Annotated in this window: 18 protein-coding genes and 1 pseudogene; 13 read left to right on the forward strand and 6 right to left on the reverse strand. The window is 73.6% G+C overall.

All coding sequences use genetic code 11. From position 1 onward, the window contains the following. Positions 1 to 55: 55 nt before the first annotated feature. The 13 genes from KIT14_20105 (at position 56) to KIT14_20165 (ending at position 11,257) form a co-directional block, all read left to right on the forward strand. Positions 56 to 898, forward strand: a complete 843-nt coding sequence (locus KIT14_20105) for a diaminopimelate epimerase (protein ID MCW5892823.1) — start codon at positions 56 to 58, stop codon at positions 896 to 898. A 4-nt stretch (positions 899 to 902) separates the two neighbouring features. Continuing rightward, positions 903 to 1,775, forward strand: a complete 873-nt coding sequence (dapA, locus tag KIT14_20110) for a 4-hydroxy-tetrahydrodipicolinate synthase (GenBank protein ID MCW5892824.1) — start codon at positions 903 to 905, stop codon at positions 1,773 to 1,775. After that, positions 1,762 to 2,586 (forward strand): 4-hydroxy-tetrahydrodipicolinate reductase, encoded by an 825-nt coding sequence (gene dapB / locus KIT14_20115; protein ID MCW5892825.1) that lies wholly within the window; start codon positions 1,762 to 1,764, stop codon positions 2,584 to 2,586. The genes dapA and dapB overlap by 14 nt, the downstream gene beginning before the upstream one ends. A gap of 117 nt (positions 2,587 to 2,703) precedes the next feature. Beyond that, positions 2,704 to 4,047, forward strand: a complete 1,344-nt coding sequence (locus tag KIT14_20120; protein MCW5892826.1) for a dienelactone hydrolase family protein — start codon at positions 2,704 to 2,706, stop codon at positions 4,045 to 4,047. 290 nt (positions 4,048 to 4,337) lie between these two features. Beyond that, complete coding sequence (gene folK / locus KIT14_20125; protein ID MCW5892827.1) at positions 4,338 to 4,835, forward strand: 2-amino-4-hydroxy-6-hydroxymethyldihydropteridine diphosphokinase; 498 nt, start codon at positions 4,338 to 4,340, stop codon at positions 4,833 to 4,835. After that, positions 4,828 to 5,559, forward strand: a complete 732-nt coding sequence (locus KIT14_20130) for a thermonuclease family protein (GenBank protein MCW5892828.1) — start codon at positions 4,828 to 4,830, stop codon at positions 5,557 to 5,559. Before folK ends, KIT14_20130 begins: the two co-directional genes overlap by 8 nt. 126 nt (positions 5,560 to 5,685) lie before the next feature. Continuing rightward, positions 5,686 to 6,783 (forward strand): response regulator, encoded by a 1,098-nt coding sequence (locus tag KIT14_20135; GenBank protein MCW5892829.1) that lies wholly within the window; start codon positions 5,686 to 5,688, stop codon positions 6,781 to 6,783. Further along, positions 6,780 to 7,880, forward strand: a complete 1,101-nt coding sequence (locus KIT14_20140) for an aldo/keto reductase (GenBank protein ID MCW5892830.1) — start codon at positions 6,780 to 6,782, stop codon at positions 7,878 to 7,880. Before KIT14_20135 ends, KIT14_20140 begins: the two co-directional genes overlap by 4 nt. 15 nt (positions 7,881 to 7,895) lie before the next feature. Further along, positions 7,896 to 8,525, forward strand: coding sequence for a cob(I)yrinic acid a,c-diamide adenosyltransferase (locus KIT14_20145; protein ID MCW5892831.1), 630 nt, complete (start codon positions 7,896 to 7,898; stop codon positions 8,523 to 8,525). A 13-nt stretch (positions 8,526 to 8,538) separates the two neighbouring features. Continuing rightward, positions 8,539 to 9,228: an MBL fold metallo-hydrolase gene (locus KIT14_20150; protein ID MCW5892832.1), complete on the forward strand. Its 690-nt coding sequence runs from the start codon at positions 8,539 to 8,541 to the stop codon at positions 9,226 to 9,228. An 85-nt stretch (positions 9,229 to 9,313) separates the two neighbouring features. Beyond that, entirely contained in the window at positions 9,314 to 10,513 is a 1,200-nt protein-coding gene (gene ccrA, locus KIT14_20155) for a crotonyl-CoA carboxylase/reductase (GenBank protein ID MCW5892833.1), read from the forward strand. A gap of 9 nt (positions 10,514 to 10,522) precedes the next feature. Beyond that, positions 10,523 to 10,888, forward strand: a complete 366-nt coding sequence (locus KIT14_20160; protein ID MCW5892834.1) for a VOC family protein — start codon at positions 10,523 to 10,525, stop codon at positions 10,886 to 10,888. Between the two features lie 3 nt (positions 10,889 to 10,891). Then, complete coding sequence (locus KIT14_20165; GenBank protein ID MCW5892835.1) at positions 10,892 to 11,257, forward strand: hypothetical protein; 366 nt, start codon at positions 10,892 to 10,894, stop codon at positions 11,255 to 11,257. A gap of 126 nt (positions 11,258 to 11,383) precedes the next feature. Here KIT14_20165 and KIT14_20170 read toward each other — a convergent pair. The 6 genes and pseudogenes from KIT14_20170 to KIT14_20195 all read right to left on the reverse strand — a co-directional run bounded on the left by KIT14_20170 (position 11,384) and on the right by KIT14_20195 (position 15,485). Then, a pseudogene (locus tag KIT14_20170) lies at positions 11,384 to 12,007 on the reverse strand (cobalamin B12-binding domain-containing protein). A 179-nt stretch (positions 12,008 to 12,186) separates the two neighbouring features. Then, positions 12,187 to 12,870 (reverse strand): lysophospholipid acyltransferase family protein, encoded by a 684-nt coding sequence (locus KIT14_20175; protein ID MCW5892836.1) that lies wholly within the window; start codon positions 12,868 to 12,870, stop codon positions 12,187 to 12,189. Next, positions 12,867 to 13,205: a lycopene cyclase domain-containing protein gene (locus KIT14_20180; protein MCW5892837.1), complete on the reverse strand. Its 339-nt coding sequence runs from the start codon at positions 13,203 to 13,205 to the stop codon at positions 12,867 to 12,869. The genes KIT14_20175 and KIT14_20180 overlap by 4 nt, the downstream gene beginning before the upstream one ends. Further along, entirely contained in the window at positions 13,205 to 13,525 is a 321-nt protein-coding gene (locus tag KIT14_20185) for a lycopene cyclase domain-containing protein (GenBank protein ID MCW5892838.1), read from the reverse strand. The genes KIT14_20180 and KIT14_20185 overlap by 1 nt, the downstream gene beginning before the upstream one ends. Further along, the gene (locus tag KIT14_20190; protein MCW5892839.1) at positions 13,522 to 14,574 is read right to left on the reverse strand and encodes a carotenoid biosynthesis protein; all 1,053 of its coding nucleotides are present in this window, start codon (positions 14,572 to 14,574) and stop codon (positions 13,522 to 13,524) included. Before KIT14_20190 ends, KIT14_20185 begins: the two co-directional genes overlap by 4 nt. After that, positions 14,571 to 15,485, reverse strand: a complete 915-nt coding sequence (locus KIT14_20195; GenBank protein ID MCW5892840.1) for a carotenoid 1,2-hydratase — start codon at positions 15,483 to 15,485, stop codon at positions 14,571 to 14,573. Before KIT14_20195 ends, KIT14_20190 begins: the two co-directional genes overlap by 4 nt. Positions 15,486 to 15,487: the final 2 nt, after the last annotated feature.

A 15,487-nucleotide genomic window follows, 5' to 3' on the forward strand; every position in this document is an offset into this window, starting at 1 on the left:
GAGAGAGCGCGCGCCTTTGCCCATCCGGCAGCGGCGGATATAACGGCCACGCGCCATGGCCACGCTCGCCTTCTCGAAGCTGCACGGCACCGCCAACGACTTCGTCTACGTCGATGCCCGCGAGGGTCTGCCCGCCGACCCCGCCGCGCTGGCGCCGAAGCTCTGCGACCGCCATCGCGGCATCGGCGCCGACGGGCTGATCCTGCTCCTGCCTGCGGGCGACGCCGACGCGGACTGCCGCATGCGCATCTACAACGCCGACGGCAGCACGGCGGAGATGTGCGGCAACGGCATCCGCGGCTTCGCGAAGTACGTGTGGGACCGCGGCATCGTCCGCAAGAGCCCGATGCGCGTCGCCACCGACGCCGGCGTGCTCGCCGTCGTGCCCGAGGTGGTGGGCGACCGCGTCGTGCGCGTCGCCGTCGACATGGGCCGGCCCGAGTGGGACGGCCGCCGCATCCCCGTCGACGCCGACGGCGAGATCCTCGAGCGGCCGCTCGAGGTCGCGGGCCGCACCTGGGAGGTCACCTGCGTCTCGATGGGCAACCCGCACTGCGTGGTGTTCGTCGACGACGTCGCCGCGCTCGACCTGCCGGCGATCGGGCCGCAGTTCGAGCACCACCCGTTCTTCCCCCGCCGGGTCAACACCGAGTTCATCCAGGTGGTGGGCCGCGAGCGTCTCATCATGCGCGTCTGGGAGCGCGGCGCGGCCGAGACCATGGCCTGCGGCACCGGGGCGTGCGCCGCCGCCGTTGCGGCCGCCCGCACCGGCCGCGCGGACCGGCACGTCGCGGTGACGCTGCCCGGCGGCGAGCTCGAGATCGTCTGGCAGGACGACGACCACGTGTGCATGACCGGCGACGCCGTCGCCGTCTTCGACGGCCGTATCGAGGTGTAGGACAATGATCACGGGCTGCCTCACGGCGCTGATCACCCCCTTCCGCAACGGCGAGATCGACCTCGAGGCGCTGGGCAAGCTCGTCGAGTCCCAGATCGCAGCCGGCGTGCACGGGCTCGTCCCCTGCGGCTCCACGGGCGAGTCGGCGACGCTCAGCCACGAGGAGCACATCACCGTCGTGCGCGAGGTCGTCCGGCTGGCACGCGGGCGCGTCCCGGTGGTCGCGGGCACGGGCTCGAACTCGACCCACGAGGCCATCCGCCTGACGCGCGCAGCCGAGGAGGCGGGCGCCCAGGCCGCGCTGCTCATCTCGCCGTACTACAACCGCCCCACGCAGGACGGCATCTACCAGCACTACGCCGCGGTCGCCGAAGCGACGCGGCTGCCGATCCTGGTCTACAACATCCCGGTCCGGACGGCGTCGAACATCCTGCCCGAGACCATCGTGCGGCTGTCGCGCATCCCGAACGTCGCGGGCGTGAAGGAGTCGAGCGGCTCGTTGGCGCAGGCGATCGAGATCGCCGCCGGCGCCGGCCCCGACTTCGCCATCTACGCCGGCGACGACATCCTGACCCTACCGATCATGGCAGCGGGCGGCGTCGGCGTGATCTCCGTCACCGCCAACCTGGCGCCGCGGCGAATGGTCGAGCTGACGGACGCGCTGGCGGCCGGCGATCTCGCCCGCGCACGTATGCTGCTCGCGGGGCTGCTCTCGCTCATCCAGAGCACCTCGCTCGAGGTGAACCCGATCCCGGTGAAGACGGCGCTCGCGCTCATGGGGCAGTGCCGGGACGAGTTCCGCATGCCGCTCACACCGATGACGAGCCCGAACCGCACGCGCCTCGAAGCCGTCCTGCGCGACCATGGCCTCCTCTGAGCCGGTCGGCATCGTCGTCTGCGGCGCCGCCGGCCGCATGGGACGTCTGCTCGTCGCCCTCGGCAGCCAGGACCCGAGCCTGCGCGTCGCGGGCGCCGTCGAAGCCCCCGCCCATGCGCTGCTCGGCAGCGATGCCGGCGCCGTCGCGGGCGTGGGACCGCTCGGCATCGCCCTCGTCGACGCGCTCGCGCCGGTGTGCCGCCCGGAGCACGTGATCGTCGACTTCACCGGCGTCCCGGCGGCGACGCTGGCGAACGCGCGGCTCGCCGCCGAGCGCGGCGCCGGCCTCGTGGTCGGCACGACCGGCTTCACCGCGGCGGAAGACGCCGAGCTGCGCGGGCTCGCGACGCGCACGCGGTCGGTCGTGGCGGCGAACTTCAGCGTCGGCGTCACCGTGCTGCTCGCGCTCGTGGCCCAGGCGGCGACGCTGCTCGACGGCAGCTTCGAGAGCGAGATCGTCGAGCTGCACCACGACCGCAAGAAGGACGCGCCGAGCGGCACCGCCCTCGCGCTCGGCCGCGCCGTCGCCGCCGCCCGCGGACAGGACTTCGCGAGCGCGGCCGTCCTCGCCCGCGAGGGCCAGGTCGGCGCCCGGCGCCCAGACGAGATCGGCATCGTCGCGCTGCGTGCCGGCGACGCCGTCGGCGACCACACCGTTCTCTTCGGCGGCCTCGGCGAGCGGGTGGAGCTGATCCACCGGGCGCAGAGCCGCGAATGTCTCGTACGCGGCGCGCTCCGCGCCGCCGCCTGGGTCGGTCATCGGCCGCCCGGGCTCTATGGCATGCGCGACGTCCTCGGCCTGCCGGCCTGACCGTTTGCACGCGAGCCGGACGCATCGCGCCCGCTCCACGACCGAGCACGCAGCCGCCGCGACGGCTGAGCCCAAGAGCCATGGAGTTGAAGCATGCCGGGGTGTTACCGCCCGGGCATGCGGCTCGTCCTCGCCCCTGCCCTCGCCTTCCTGGCCCTCGTCGCCGGCGCCGCTGCGGCGCAGGACGCCTGTCTCTCCGGCGCCACCGTGCTCGAGGACCAGCGTCAGATCGCCACCCTCCGCGCCGCCGCCGAGAGCACCTGTCCGTGCGCCGCCGCCGCGACCGCCAACGCCTGGAAGCGCTGCACGAAGAGCGCGCTGAACGGGGCGCTCGCCGCCGGCACGCTGCGCCAGGAGTGCAAGAAGACGATGCGGGCGCTGCTGAAGGGCAGCACCTGCGGCTCGCGCCGCATCGCCTGCGGCCGCGTCTCGCGCAACGGCGACCCCAGCTGCAAGCTGACGCGGCCGAACGCCTGCACCAGCCGCAAGAAGTTCGACGCCACCGCCTGCACCGCGCAGACCACCTGCGCCGACGTCATCGACTGGAGCGCGGGCACCTGCGACGACGTGCGCGCGCCGGGTCCGTACGCGCCCGGCTTCCAGTACGTCACGATCGTGAAGGACTCGGCGGCGAGCCCCGGCACCCCGCGCGTCCTCCAGACCGCGGTCTGGTATCCGGCCGTGGCCGGCAGCGGGCCGATCGACCCCACCACCGGCGGCGTGCCCGGTGCCCCCGCGGACGGCTCGGGCGGCCCCTACCCGGTCATCCTCTTCTCGCACGGCTCCTGCGGCTACGAGACGCAGAGCACCTTCCTCACGCCGCTGCTGGCCAGCCGCGGCTTCGTCGTCATCGCCCCGCCGCACGTCGGCAACACCGCGCGCGAGTTCCCGCAGTGCGGCCTGCCCGCGGCGCAGGTGGCGTCCGCGCAGGAGCGCCCGCGCGACATGATCGCCGCGCTCGACAAGCTGCTCGTCCTGAACGGCAGCCCCGGCTCGGCCCTCCTCGGCCTGGTCGACGGCGAGCACGTCGGCATGATGGGCCACTCGTTCGGCGGCCTCACCTCGTACCTCGTCGCCAACGCCGAGCCGCGTGTCGACGCGGCGGTGGCGCTGGCGCCGGCCGCCGGCGCGGCGTTCCGCATGCCGGTGCCGTCGCTGACGATGCTGGGCGCGATCGACAGCGTGGTATCGAACCCGAACGCGCGCGCCGCCTGGGCGAGCTCGGTCGAGCCGAAGTGGCTCGTCGAGGTGGAGGACGCCGGCCACTACGCCTTCTCGGACCTCTGCTTCCCGTCGGCCGACTGCAACCCGCCGACGACGCGCGCGCAGGACGAGGCGCACGCGCTCGCGCTGCGCTACATCGTGCCGTTCCTCGAGATCTACGTCGCCGGCAACGAGCGCTTCCGCCCCCTGCTCGCGACGCCCGTCCCCGGCGTCGCCTACACCCAGGCGGCCCCCTGATCTCCCTGCTCCGGCCCGCGTCGGGCGCCCCCCGCCCACGTCTACGGCCGGACGACCCACGCCGGCCCGGTGTCCCCCGTGGCGCCGGGCCGGCGGCGGGCGATTCCCGCGAGCCGCTCGTAACCGATGTTTGATAAACACCGGTTCTTCGGTTACAAGCGCCGGCCAGCGGAGCCTCGCCGGTGACGAACGCGGCAAATCCCCAGAGATCACGGCTTCTTAGGGTACGCCGGCCGCGAGGTACGGAGGACGGCGCAGAGCGCTAGTCGGACGCGCTCCCCGACGATCCCATGCCCCATCGCGTCCACATCGGAATCGGTTCGAACCTGGGCGATCGGCGGGCGAACGCGTTGGAGGCGATGGAGCGGGTGTCGCAGCTGCCGGACACCCGTGTGGTGCGGGCGTCGTCGCTCTACGAGAGCGAGCCGCTCGGCGACGCGAAGACCTGGTTCGTCAACAGCGTCATCGAGATCGAGACCGACCTCCAGCCCGACGCCCTCCTGAAGCGTCTGAAGGCGATCGAGGAGGCGATGGGCCGCAAACGGGTCAAGGGTAAGAAGTGGGGCTCGCGCATCATCGACCTCGACATCCTGCTCTGGGACACCGACGTCGTCGCCAAGCGCACGCTCAAGATCCCCCACCCCGAGATGCACAAGCGGCGCTTCGTGCTGCTGCCGCTGGCGGAGCTCGCGCCGCACGTCGTGCATCCGCAGCTCGGCCAGAGCATCTCCGCGCTGCTCGCCACCGTGAAGGACCCGAAGCGGGTCACGCTGCTGCCGCGTGCGTGAGCCCCGCGCGGGCCGGCGTCTCGGCGGCCTCGCGCTGGCGCTCGTCGTCGCCGCCGCTGCGACGGCCGCGGAGAGGCGCGGGCCCGTCCTCGAGGTGACCGACGGCGACACCATCGTCGTCCGGCTGGACGGCCGCCGCGAGCGCGTGCGCCTGATCGGCATCGACTCCCCGGAGCTGCACGCGTCCGACAAGCTCGGGCGCGATGCCGCGCGCAGCGGTCGCAGCCGCGCCGCCATCCAGGCCGACGGTGCGCGCGCCGCGGCGTTCGCCCGCGAGCTGCTCCAGGGCCGCACCGTCCGCCTGGAGCTCGACGTCGAGCCGCGCGATCGCTACGGACGCCTGCTCGCGTGGGTCTGGCTGCCGGACGACACGCTCGCCAACGTCGCCATCGTGCGCGCCGGCTTCGCCCGGCTGCTGACGATTCCGCCGAACGTGCGTCACACCGAGGCGCTGCGCGCCGCCGAGGGCGAGGCGCGCGCGCGCGGGCGCGGGTTGTGGGCGGCGAACGCCGACACGCCCGCACCGGCGCAGGCCGGGCGCGCGCCCGACGCCGGCGGGCGCTGCCCGCGCGACCACCCGGTGAAAGGCAACCACGGCCGGCGCGACGGGCGCTGCATCGCGCATCGTCCAGGGGAGGCGTCGTACGCCCGCACGCGTGCGGAGCGCTGCTATCGCGACCTCGCCGAAGCGCGCGCCGGCGGCTGCCGTCCCGCCGCGCGCTGAGTCGCGGACGCACACGACGCTGGGTGCGCCGCAGCGTCGTGTTACTGCGCCGTTGCGTACCGCGATTGCCTTGACGCGCCGCGTACCCGGGCCTACAGTCGATCCGTCTGCTCGGCCAAGGACCCCGTGTCCCGCCTACCTTCCATCTACTTCGAGAAGCTCCTCGAGAGCTCGCCGGACATCATCGTTGCCGTCGATCGCGAGGGGACGATCGTCTTCTACAACGATGGTGCGCGCAGCACGCTCGGCTACTCGCCCGAGGAGGTGCTCGGCGCCCACGTGACGCGCCTGTATCCCTCGCTCGACGAGGCCAGACGCGTGATGACGGCGATGCGCGCGGGCTTCGGCGGCGAGCCGGGACGCGGGCGCAACGTCGAGACGACGTTCGTCACGAAGAGCGGCACGACCATGCCGGTGGCGATCTCCGGCTCGTTGATCCGCGACGAGCACGGCGAGGTCCGCGGCTCGATCGGCTTCGCGAAGGACCTGCGCGAGATCCACCTGCACCACCGCCTGGAGACGCTCGAGCAGGTGGCCGTCAGCCTGGCGCACGAGATCAACAACCCGCTCGAGGTCATCGTCAACAACCTGAACCTTCTCGAGCAGCACATCGCGCGCGTCAGCTCCGACGAGGACTTCGTCGTCGAGAGCGAGCGCCTCGAATCGACCCACACGGCGATCGCGCGCATCCACGCCATCCTGAACCGCCTGAGCGACCTCGCGCACGGCACCGAGTACCAGACGCGCGACTATCTGCCCGGCACCAAGATGACCGATCTCAGCGGCGCGACGCCGGCGCAGGCGGACCGGCGCGGGACGCCCGATCCCGAGCTGCGCGGCATCCGCATCCTGGTGGTCGACGACGACCTCGGCGTCTGCCAGTCGCTGCGCGACCTCCTGACGCAGGAGGGCTGCGACGTGCTGGTCGCCGTGGGCGGCCGCGAGGCGCTCGCCAAGCTCGACACCGAGCCCGTCGACCTCGTGCTGAGCGACGTCGTCATGCCCGACCTCGACGGCTACGAGCTGTTCCAGGAGGTGCGCGCGCGGCATCCCGGCCTGCCGGTCGTCCTCATGACGGCGTTCCACTACGACAAGGATCACGTCATCAAGCGCAGCAAGCTCGCCGGGCTCGAGGACGTGCTCTACAAGAAGCCGATCGACCTCCCGAAGCTGCGCACGATGATCAAGCGCCACGCGCGGCCGCCCGAGGCACTCGACGCGTGACCCCCGCGGGCGCCGGCACCGCCGCCACGGCGGCGTTCGCACGCGCCCACGGCTCGCTGCCTCCGGCCCACTGGCGCCCGCTGGGTCCGTGGACGGTGTCGTCGCTCGGCATCGGCACGTCCCTCGGCGCGCCCGACGACGACACCGACGTCCGGGTCGTCGCGGCCGTCGTCGCCGCCGTGCGCGGCGGGCTCAACGTCGTCGACACGGCGATCGACTACCGGGCGCAGCATGGCGAGCGCGCCGTCGGCCGCGCGCTGCGTGTGCTCGCCGCCGAGCACGGCGTCGCCCGCGACCGGCTCGTCGTCTGCACGAAGGGCGGCTTCCTCCCCTTCGACGACTTCGTCCCGCCCGACCCGCAGGCCTGGTTCGAGGACGCGTACGTCCGCCCGGGCCGGCTCGCGGCGGGCGAGATCGTCGCCGGCCACGCGCTCGATCCCGCCTGGATCGGCGATCAGCTGACCCACAGCCTCGCGAACCTCGGGCTCGCCGCGATCGACGTCTACTACGTCCACGACCCCGAGACGCAGCTTCGCGCCCGTCCCCGCGCCGACGTCCTCGCCCGCCTCGAGGTCGTGTTCGCACGGCTCGAGGCCGAGGCGGACGCCGGCCGCATCGGCTGCTACGGCGTCGCCACCTGGGACGGCCTGCGCCGGCCGCCCGCGGATCCGGCGCACCTGCCGCTCGGCACGCTGGTCGCGGCGGCCGAGCGCGTGGCCGGACGCGGCCACCGCTTCCGCGTCGTGCAGGCGCCGCTCAGCGTCGCGATGCCGGAGGCCCTCACGACCCCGACGCAGGACGTCGGCGGGCGCGTCTGCACGCTTCTCGAGGCGGCCGAGCGCCTCGGCCTCGCGGTGGTCGCGAGCGCGCCGCTCCAGGCGGGCCAGCTGACGCGCCGGCTGCCGGGCGCGCTCGGCCGTGCCCTCCCGGGTCTCGACACGTTCGCGCAGCGCGCGCTCCAGTTCACGCGTTCGGCGCCGGGCGTGGCGACCGCCCTCGTGGGCATGAAGGACCTTGCGCATGTGCGCGAGAATCTGGCGGTCGCCGCGGTTCCTCCGGCCCCGGCGGGTGTGGACTCCCTCGTCGGGCGAGGCTAGACAAACCCGGTGGCGATCCGGATCACGCGCGTCTACACGCGCCGCGGCGACACGGGGGAGACCGACCTCGTGGGCGGCGTGCGTGCGCCCAAGGACGGCCCCCGGATCGACGCCTACGGCACGATCGACGAGCTCAACGCGACCCTCGGCGTCGTGCGGGCGTTCAACGCCGCCGAGCTCGACCGCCATCCTGCATGCGGCGAGCTCGATGCGATCCTGCGTCGCCTCCAGAACGAGCTCTTCGACCTCGGCAGCGAGCTCGCGACGCCCCCCGAGGCCTTCCAGGAGGGCATGTTCAAGGTCGCGGCCGAGCAGGTGACGGCGCTCGAGACCTGCATGGACCGCTGCCAGGAAGACCTCGCGCCGCTGCACTCCTTCGTCCTTCCCGGCGGCGGCCGCACGAGCGCGCTGCTGCACACGGCGCGGACGGTGTGCCGGCGCGCCGAGCGCGACGTCCTGCGGCTGATGCGTCACGAGACGGTCGGCGAGCTGCCCCTCGCCTACCTGAACCGGCTGTCCGATCTGCTGTTCGTGCTCTCGCGCTGGATCGGACACCACCTCGGCGAGGCCGAGTACCTCTGGGAGCGGCCGCTGGCGCGCGAGGCGGCGCTGGAAGCCGCGCGCCGCAAGCCCGCGGCGCCGTGACGGGACGGGCGTGATGGCGCAGCAGATCTGGTTCAAGCAGCTCGAGCTCGGCCCGATGCAGAACTACGTCTACCTGCTCGGCGACCCCGAGACGCGCGAGGCCGCGGTCATCGACGCGGCGTGGGACATCGACGCGATCGTCGCCGCCGCCGAGGCCGACGGGTACCGGATCACGCACGACCTGGTGACGCACTTCCACCCCGACCACCTCGGCGGCAACCTCATGGGCCACAACATCACCGGCGCCGCCGAGCTGACCGCGCGCGTGCCGGCGAAGATCGTCGTCCACAGGGAAGAGCTGCCGTTCGTGCCCCGCGTCACCGGGCTGTCGGAGTCCGACTGCACGGCGGCCTCGGGCGGCGACGTGATCGAGATCGGCAACCTGCGCGTGACCCTGCTCCACACGCCCGGCCACACGCCGGGCTCGCAGTGCTTCCTCGTCGGCAACGCGGTGGTGTCGGGCGACACGCTGTTCATCGGCTCGTGCGGCCGTGTCGACCTGCCCGGCTCCAACGCCGAGGACATGTACCGCAGCATCCACGAGGTGCTCGGCGCCCTGCCCGACGGCACCATCCTCTTTCCCGGCCACAACTACGCCCCGAAGACGCACTCCACGATCGGCGAGGAGAAGCGCACGAACTTCGCGATGCGCCTCACCAGCATGAAGGACTTCCTCGCCCTCATGAGCCCGCTGCGCGTCTGAACGCCGCAGCCCCCCGGAGACCGTTCGCATGAAGGAGCTGTACCAGCTCGGAGAGACGCCCCCGCTCGGCACCGTGCCGGCGAAGATGCTGGCCCAGGTGATCCGCCAGGATCGCTTCGGGCCGCCCACGAAGGCGTTCCAGATCGAGGAGATCGCGACCCCCTCCGAGCTCGCGCCCGACGAGGTGCTGGTCTGGGTGATGGCCGCCGGCATCAACTACAACAACGTCTGGGCCGGCCTCGGCTCGCCGATCGACGTCATCAAGGGCCACCAGCGCGACAAGGAATGGCCCGACGAGACGCCCTTCCACATCGGCGGCAGCGACGCGTCGGGCATCGTGTGGAAGGTCGGCAGCGCGGTGACGAACGTGCAGGTCGGCGACGAGGTCGTGATCCACTGCGGCATGTGGAAGGCCGACTGTGCCGCCGTGACGAACGGCACCGACCCGATGTTCGACCCGAGCTTCCGCATCTGGGGCTACGAGCGCAGCTGGGGCAGCTTCGCCCAGTTCACGCGCGTCCAGGGCCATCAGTGTCTGCCGCGGCCGAAGCACCTCTCGTGGGACGCGGCCGCCGCCTACATGCTGGTCGGCGCGACCGCGTACCGCATGCTGATGAGCTGGCCGCCGCATGCGGTGCAGCCCGGCGACGCGGTGCTCGTCTGGGGCGGCGCCGGCGGCCTCGGCTGCCAGGCGATCCAGATCGCCAAGGCGGCTGGCGGCGTCCCGATCGCGGTCATCTCGAGCGACGACAAGATCGATTTCTGCAGGAAGCTCGGTGCCAGGGGGACCATCAACCGCAAGGGCTTCAAGCACTGGGGGATGCTCCCCCACTGGAAGGACGAGGCCGCCTACGGCGAGTGGCTGAAGGGCGCCCGCGCCTTCGGCAGCGCGATCTGGGAAGCGCTCGGCGAGCGCAAGAGCCCGCGCCTCGTCTTCGAGCACCCCGGCGAGGACACCGTGCCGACGTCGATCTTCGTCTGCGACACGGGCGGCATGGTCGTCATCTGCGCCGGCACGACGGGCTACAACGCCACGCTCGACCTGCGCTACCACTGGATGCGGCAGAAGCGCTTCCAGGGATCGCACTTCGCGAACGACGACGACGCGACGAAACTCAACCAGCTGGTGCTGGACGGCAAGGTCGACCCCTGCCTGTCCGAGACGTTCACCTTCGCGCAGATCCCGCACGTCCACCAGCTCATGTACGAGAACCGCCATCCGCACGGGAACATGGCGTGCCTGGTGAACGCCACCACGCCCGGGCAGATGGAACTGGCTGGCTGAGGAGCGGACATGGCGGTCCAAGGCGTCTACACGACCATCTATTACGTCGACGACTGGGACGCGGCGGTGTCCTTCTACCGCGAGGTCCTGGGGCTCAAGTCCCTGCACATCGAGCGCGGCTGGGCCGAGTTCGCCGCGGGGAAGGACGGCACCATCGCGATCCACCAGCGCGACCCGAAGAAGAAGGCCAACACGCAGCTGACGCACGCGTCGCTGATCGTGCGCGACATCGAGAAGACGCTGGTCGAGCTCGAGGCCGGCGGCGCGACCATCGTCGAGCCGATCCGGCGCGAGGAGTTCGGCGCGCTCGCCACCGTCACCGACCCCAGCGGCAACCTGATCGGCCTCTACGAGCCGCCGGACGACCGCGACTAGGTCATGCTCGACGACGAGGACATCCGGCGGATCGTCCAGGCCGTCCGCGCCGTGCTGAACGCGGAGCAGTCGGTCACGGGCGAGATCGCCGACCGCTGGCACGGCGGACAGCTCGTCCTCCGGCCCGGCAAGGCGGGCACCCAGGAGAAGAGCCTCAAGCTCGACGACTTCTTCCGCAAGATCATCGCCGTCCGCGACCGGCTGCGCGTCCTCGAGCAGCGCATCAACGCCCATCCCCGGCTCACCGACGAGGACAAGCTCCAGCTCCAGGACTACGTGACACGCTGCTACGGCAGCCTCACCACGTTCAACGTCCTCTTTGCCGAGCCGGCCGACCGCTTCGTCGGCAGCGGCAGCCGCGAGGAGTAGCGCCGCGCGGGCTGCGGCCCGCGCGGCATCCCGCGAGCGGCGGCTCAGCCCGCGAGCACGCGCCGCCACGACGGCTCGTCGTCGACCACGGCGGCCCCGAGGCGCGCGCACAGCGCGCCGTGCCACGGCCGTCGCGCCGCCGACGACGGGCGCGTGCCCGCCGGCGCCCCCGTCGCGCACCGCCGCGAGCACGCGGCGCAGCCGCGCCGCGCCCGGGTCGACGACGCAGGCGAGCGCGATCACCGCCGGCCGCAGCGTCGTCGCGACGTGCAGCAGGTGGTCGACCGGCGTACGCGCCCCGAGGAACGTCACCCGGTAGCCCGCGTGGCGGAAGCGGAGCGCGGCGCCGAGGAGCCCGAGGTCGTGCTCCTCGTCGGGCAGACAGGCGCAGAGGACGTGGCCGCGGCTGCCGCTCGGCGAGGAGCGCAAAAGCGCCAGCAGCCGCCCGCGGATCGCCAGCGTCACGAGCCGCTCCTCGGTGAGCCCGGGCGTGCCCTGCATGCTGCGCTCCCCGACACGGGCCTCGAGACGAACGACCAGCTGCTCGTAGAGCTGGAGCGGCGAGAGCACGGCGAGGGCCTCGTCGAGCACGCGCTCGAGCGCGTCCTGATCGAGCGCCGCCGCCGCGCCGAGGATCGCCGCCGCGAAACGGTCCACCGTCGAGCGCTCGCCCACGGCGGCGCCGCGTTCCGCGGCCGCGATCTCGCCGCGCAGCTGCGGCACCAGCGCTGCCGCCTCGCGGATCGCCATGCCGTCGCGGGTGAGGTCGCGCAGGCGGAGGAGCAGCGCGACGTCGTCCTCGGTGTAGACCCGGTAGCCGGTGCTGGTGCGCTGCGGCGTCGGCACGCCGTAGCGCCGCTCCCAGGCGCGGATCACCTCCTCGCTGAGGCCGGTGCGCTCGGCCACGACGCCGATGCGGTAGACGCGCGTCACGGCGCCTCCCGCAGGCCGCGGGCTGCGTCCCACCGCTCCACCACCGAGCGCCGCCCGCGCAGCAGCGGCGTGAAATCGGCGAGCGTGGCCGTGTCGCCGACCTCGGCCACGGCGGCGGCGAGCCGCGTCGCGAGCTCGGCCAGCGGCGCGGGATCGTGCGCCTCGCCCACCGCCAGCAGCAGGTCGGGGAGCTCGTGCTCGAAGAAGCGATAGCGGATCGCGACCGGCAGGCAGCGGGCGCCGGCGCGGCGTGCGAGCACCTCGACGCCACGCTCGAGCGGCTGGAGCGCGCCCGTCCACGGCCGCAGCACGCCTTCGGGAAAGACGACCACGGCACGCCCGGGACGACGCAGCAGGCCGACGGCGTAGCGCAGCGTCTCGATCGCCGCCTGCGCGTCGCCGCGGCGCACGGAGAACGCACCGAGCCGCCGCAGGAAGCGGTACCGGGCCAGGTTCGCCTCCTCCATCATGCAGTAGGCGTCCCAACCGCCGGCGCGGCACAGCAGGTGGCAGGCGAAGCCGTCCCAGAAGCTGGTGTGATTGGCGTAGACGACGAGGCGCGCATCGGCCGGCGGCAGCGCGCCGCGCAGCCAGACGCCGCGGAACGCCCGCCGTACCTTGCACCCGACGTACGCCGCGACCAGCGCGGCCAGCGGACCGTCCTTGGCCGCGCGGATCACGGCGTCACCCGCCGCACGCCGAAGCCCTCGAGCAGTGCCAGCCCGACCGCGACGAGCGCGTTGGTGACGAGGAAGAACAGCGCCTCCTCGAGCGGCACCACGCCGTCGACCGTGACCCCGAGGGTGCGGCCCTCGCCGAACGTCCAGACCCCGGTGCCGATGGCGATGCGGTCGGCGAGCACGAGCCACGCCGTCACGACCACGACCGGCAGACCGATGGCGCGCAGCACGCGCCCCGTGTCCTGCCGGTAACGCCAGCGCAGCAGGACGAGCTGCCCGATCAGCACCGGCACCGCCCAGAGCACGAGGTGCAGGAGATAGCTCCAGCGTCCCATCAGCGCGCTCCGGCGCGCCCGAGCGCCCGAGCCAGCCGCGCCTGCACCCAGACGCCGGTGAGCAGGGTCTGGAGGCCAAAGAACGCGTACTCCTCCACCGGCAGGTACCAGAGGTGCGGGCCCCAGACGCGCTGCGGATCGAATCCCCAGAGGCCCATGGCGACGGCTGCGTTGTCCCACGCCGTCGTGGACGCGTAGACGATGACCAGCAGCAGCGCCATCGCCGCCCAGCCGCGGCGGTGCAGCGCCCAGCCGTGGCGCCAGAGCACCGCGAGCAGCGGCGGCACGACGAAGAGGAAGAGGAAGCCGCCGTAGGTCATGGCGTCACCGGCTCCATGCGCCCGCCGCGCGCGAGGCGGAACGTACGCCCGCGCCACGTGACGGTGCGGGCCACGAGCGCGCGCACGAAAGCGACCAGCAGCAGCGCCTCGCCGAGCGGCCAGCCGAGCGCGCCGCGCGGCTCGAGACGCCAGGCGAGCAGCGTGCGGACGCCGGCGCACGTCCCGACCGCGAGCCAGGCGATCGGGCTCGCCGCGAGAGCCGCGCCGAGGACGAGCGGCAGCGTCGGCGTGAACAGGAGCGGCACCGTCAGCGCCAGCGCCGGACGGTGCGCGCGCAGCACCTGCATCCAGCGCACGAAGCGCGCCAGCGCCGGCGCCGCCGGCGCGTGCGACGCCTGCGGTACGCGCGCCCGCGGCGCCACCAGGGCGACCGGCAGCGCCCGTGCGTGCAGCCACGCGGCCAGCTCCAGGTCTTCGCCGACGCGGTCGCGCAGCGGCGGCAGGCCGTCCAGCGCCGCCGGCGACAGCGCCATCGCCTTGCCGCAGATGGCGTGCGCGCCGACGGCCATGGCGTCGAGCGCCGCGAACGAGAGCTGCGTATGGCAGAGGAGCGCCCGCACGGCGCGCGGAACGAGCCCCGCTGCGGGCTCCGGGGCGGGTGCGGCGGTGGCGAGCGCCGCGCCGCCCGCGACGGCGGCGGCGAGCGCCTGCACGAGCACGGCGTCGACGGCGACGTCGGCGTCGATCGCGAGGACGACGCGCTCGCCGGGAGCGAGCGCCGCCAGGGCCGCGAGCAGATGGCCCACCTTGCGGTTCGGCGTCGCGGGATCGGAGGCGAGCCACTCGACCCCCGGCGGCAGCGCCGGGCGCGCCGGCGAGATCACGACGTGCGCCAGCGGACCCGGGTACGCGAGCGGCGTCGCGAGCGCCGTCAGCTCCGCCGCGCTCGGCACGTCGGCGGGACGCAGAAGCAGTACCGGCGGGGCCGCCGGCACCGGCGGCGGCGGCGAGCGCCACCCGAGACGCACGAGCGTCACGACGCTGAAGCCGGCGGCGAGGAGCGCCCATGCGACCACGATCGCCGTCACGCCGCCCGCTCCCGGCGCATGCGGAAGTAGGCCATCCAGCGGATGCGACGCTGCTGGAAGCGGCGGAAGTCGGCGACCTCGGCGATGCCGCCGCTCGCCGCGCCCCGCGCCTCGAGCCGCGCGTAGAACGGCGACGACTCGAGCAGGTGCGCCGGCACCAGCACGCGGTCGCCGACCGCGAGCCGCTGCGGCACGGCGAGCCCCCAGCGCGTGCGGCGCTGCGGCGGCTCGGCCGGCGGGGTGCGCGCGTCGGTGACGCCGTCGCTGCCGGCGTCGACGACGATCGTGTGTGCCGGCGCCGGCAGGTGATAGGCGATCGTGGTGCGGCGCGCGCCGTGCACGCGCGCCCAGGTCCACCCGGGCAGGTCGCCGCCGAGCGGCTCCTCGCCGTGGTTGCCGTCGTGGTAGCCGAGGCCGTCGGCGTGAAGGCCGAGCCCGGGCACCGTCAGGCGCGCGCGGGCGCGCGGCATCGCCGCCTGCCAGTGATGACGCCGGCGGGCGTCGAGCGCGATCGCCGGGCCGGCGTCCGTGTCGGGATGCAGGCGCAGGGACAGGCGCAGCGGCGTGCCCCATGGCGCCGTGCGCTCGTCGACGGTGATGGCGACGCCGCCGTCCGTCCAGCACCACGTCGAGCGCCCGATGCGCAGGTGGACGGGACCGGCCTCGGCGCCCTCCCACTCCGTGAACGCCCAGGCCACGCGGCGGCCGTCACGGTAGACGGCGCAGTTGACCGCGGTGTGGTCGAGCGGGGCAGCGCCCCGGCGCGCGGCGACGGCGTAGCGAGGCGAGAACAGCGCGCCCAGCATGAAGATGCAGACCACCGTTACCGGCCCGGCCTGGACGTCGGCGTAGAGCCAGCGATACGCGCCGCTGCGCGCGGGCAGCGGCGGCGGGCCGCTCGCGGTCGGCAGCG

It is taken from the genome of bacterium, assembly GCA_026129405.1.
Lineage (GTDB): Bacteria > Desulfobacterota > Binatia > DP-6 > DP-6 > JAHCID01.

Excerpts from the sequence above, each read along its gene's own strand:
- folK (MCW5892827.1), top strand. The coding sequence starts at position 4,338 with ATGCCCCATCGCGTCCACATCGGAATCGGTTCGAACCTGGGCGATCGG.
- dapA (MCW5892824.1), top strand. The coding sequence starts at position 903 with ATGATCACGGGCTGCCTCACGGCGCTGATCACCCCCTTCCGCAACGGC.
- dapB (MCW5892825.1), top strand. The coding sequence starts at position 1,762 with ATGGCCTCCTCTGAGCCGGTCGGCATCGTCGTCTGCGGCGCCGCCGGC.
- KIT14_20165 (MCW5892835.1), top strand. The coding sequence starts at position 10,892 with ATGCTCGACGACGAGGACATCCGGCGGATCGTCCAGGCCGTCCGCGCC.
- KIT14_20185 (MCW5892838.1), bottom strand. The coding sequence starts at position 13,525 with ATGACCTACGGCGGCTTCCTCTTCCTCTTCGTCGTGCCGCCGCTGCTC.
- KIT14_20105 (MCW5892823.1), top strand. The coding sequence starts at position 56 with ATGGCCACGCTCGCCTTCTCGAAGCTGCACGGCACCGCCAACGACTTC.
- KIT14_20120 (MCW5892826.1), top strand. The coding sequence starts at position 2,704 with ATGCGGCTCGTCCTCGCCCCTGCCCTCGCCTTCCTGGCCCTCGTCGCC.
- KIT14_20180 (MCW5892837.1), bottom strand. The coding sequence starts at position 13,205 with ATGGGACGCTGGAGCTATCTCCTGCACCTCGTGCTCTGGGCGGTGCCG.
- KIT14_20150 (MCW5892832.1), top strand. The coding sequence starts at position 8,539 with ATGGCGCAGCAGATCTGGTTCAAGCAGCTCGAGCTCGGCCCGATGCAG.
- KIT14_20160 (MCW5892834.1), top strand. The coding sequence starts at position 10,523 with ATGGCGGTCCAAGGCGTCTACACGACCATCTATTACGTCGACGACTGG.
- ccrA (MCW5892833.1), top strand. The coding sequence starts at position 9,314 with ATGCTGGCCCAGGTGATCCGCCAGGATCGCTTCGGGCCGCCCACGAAG.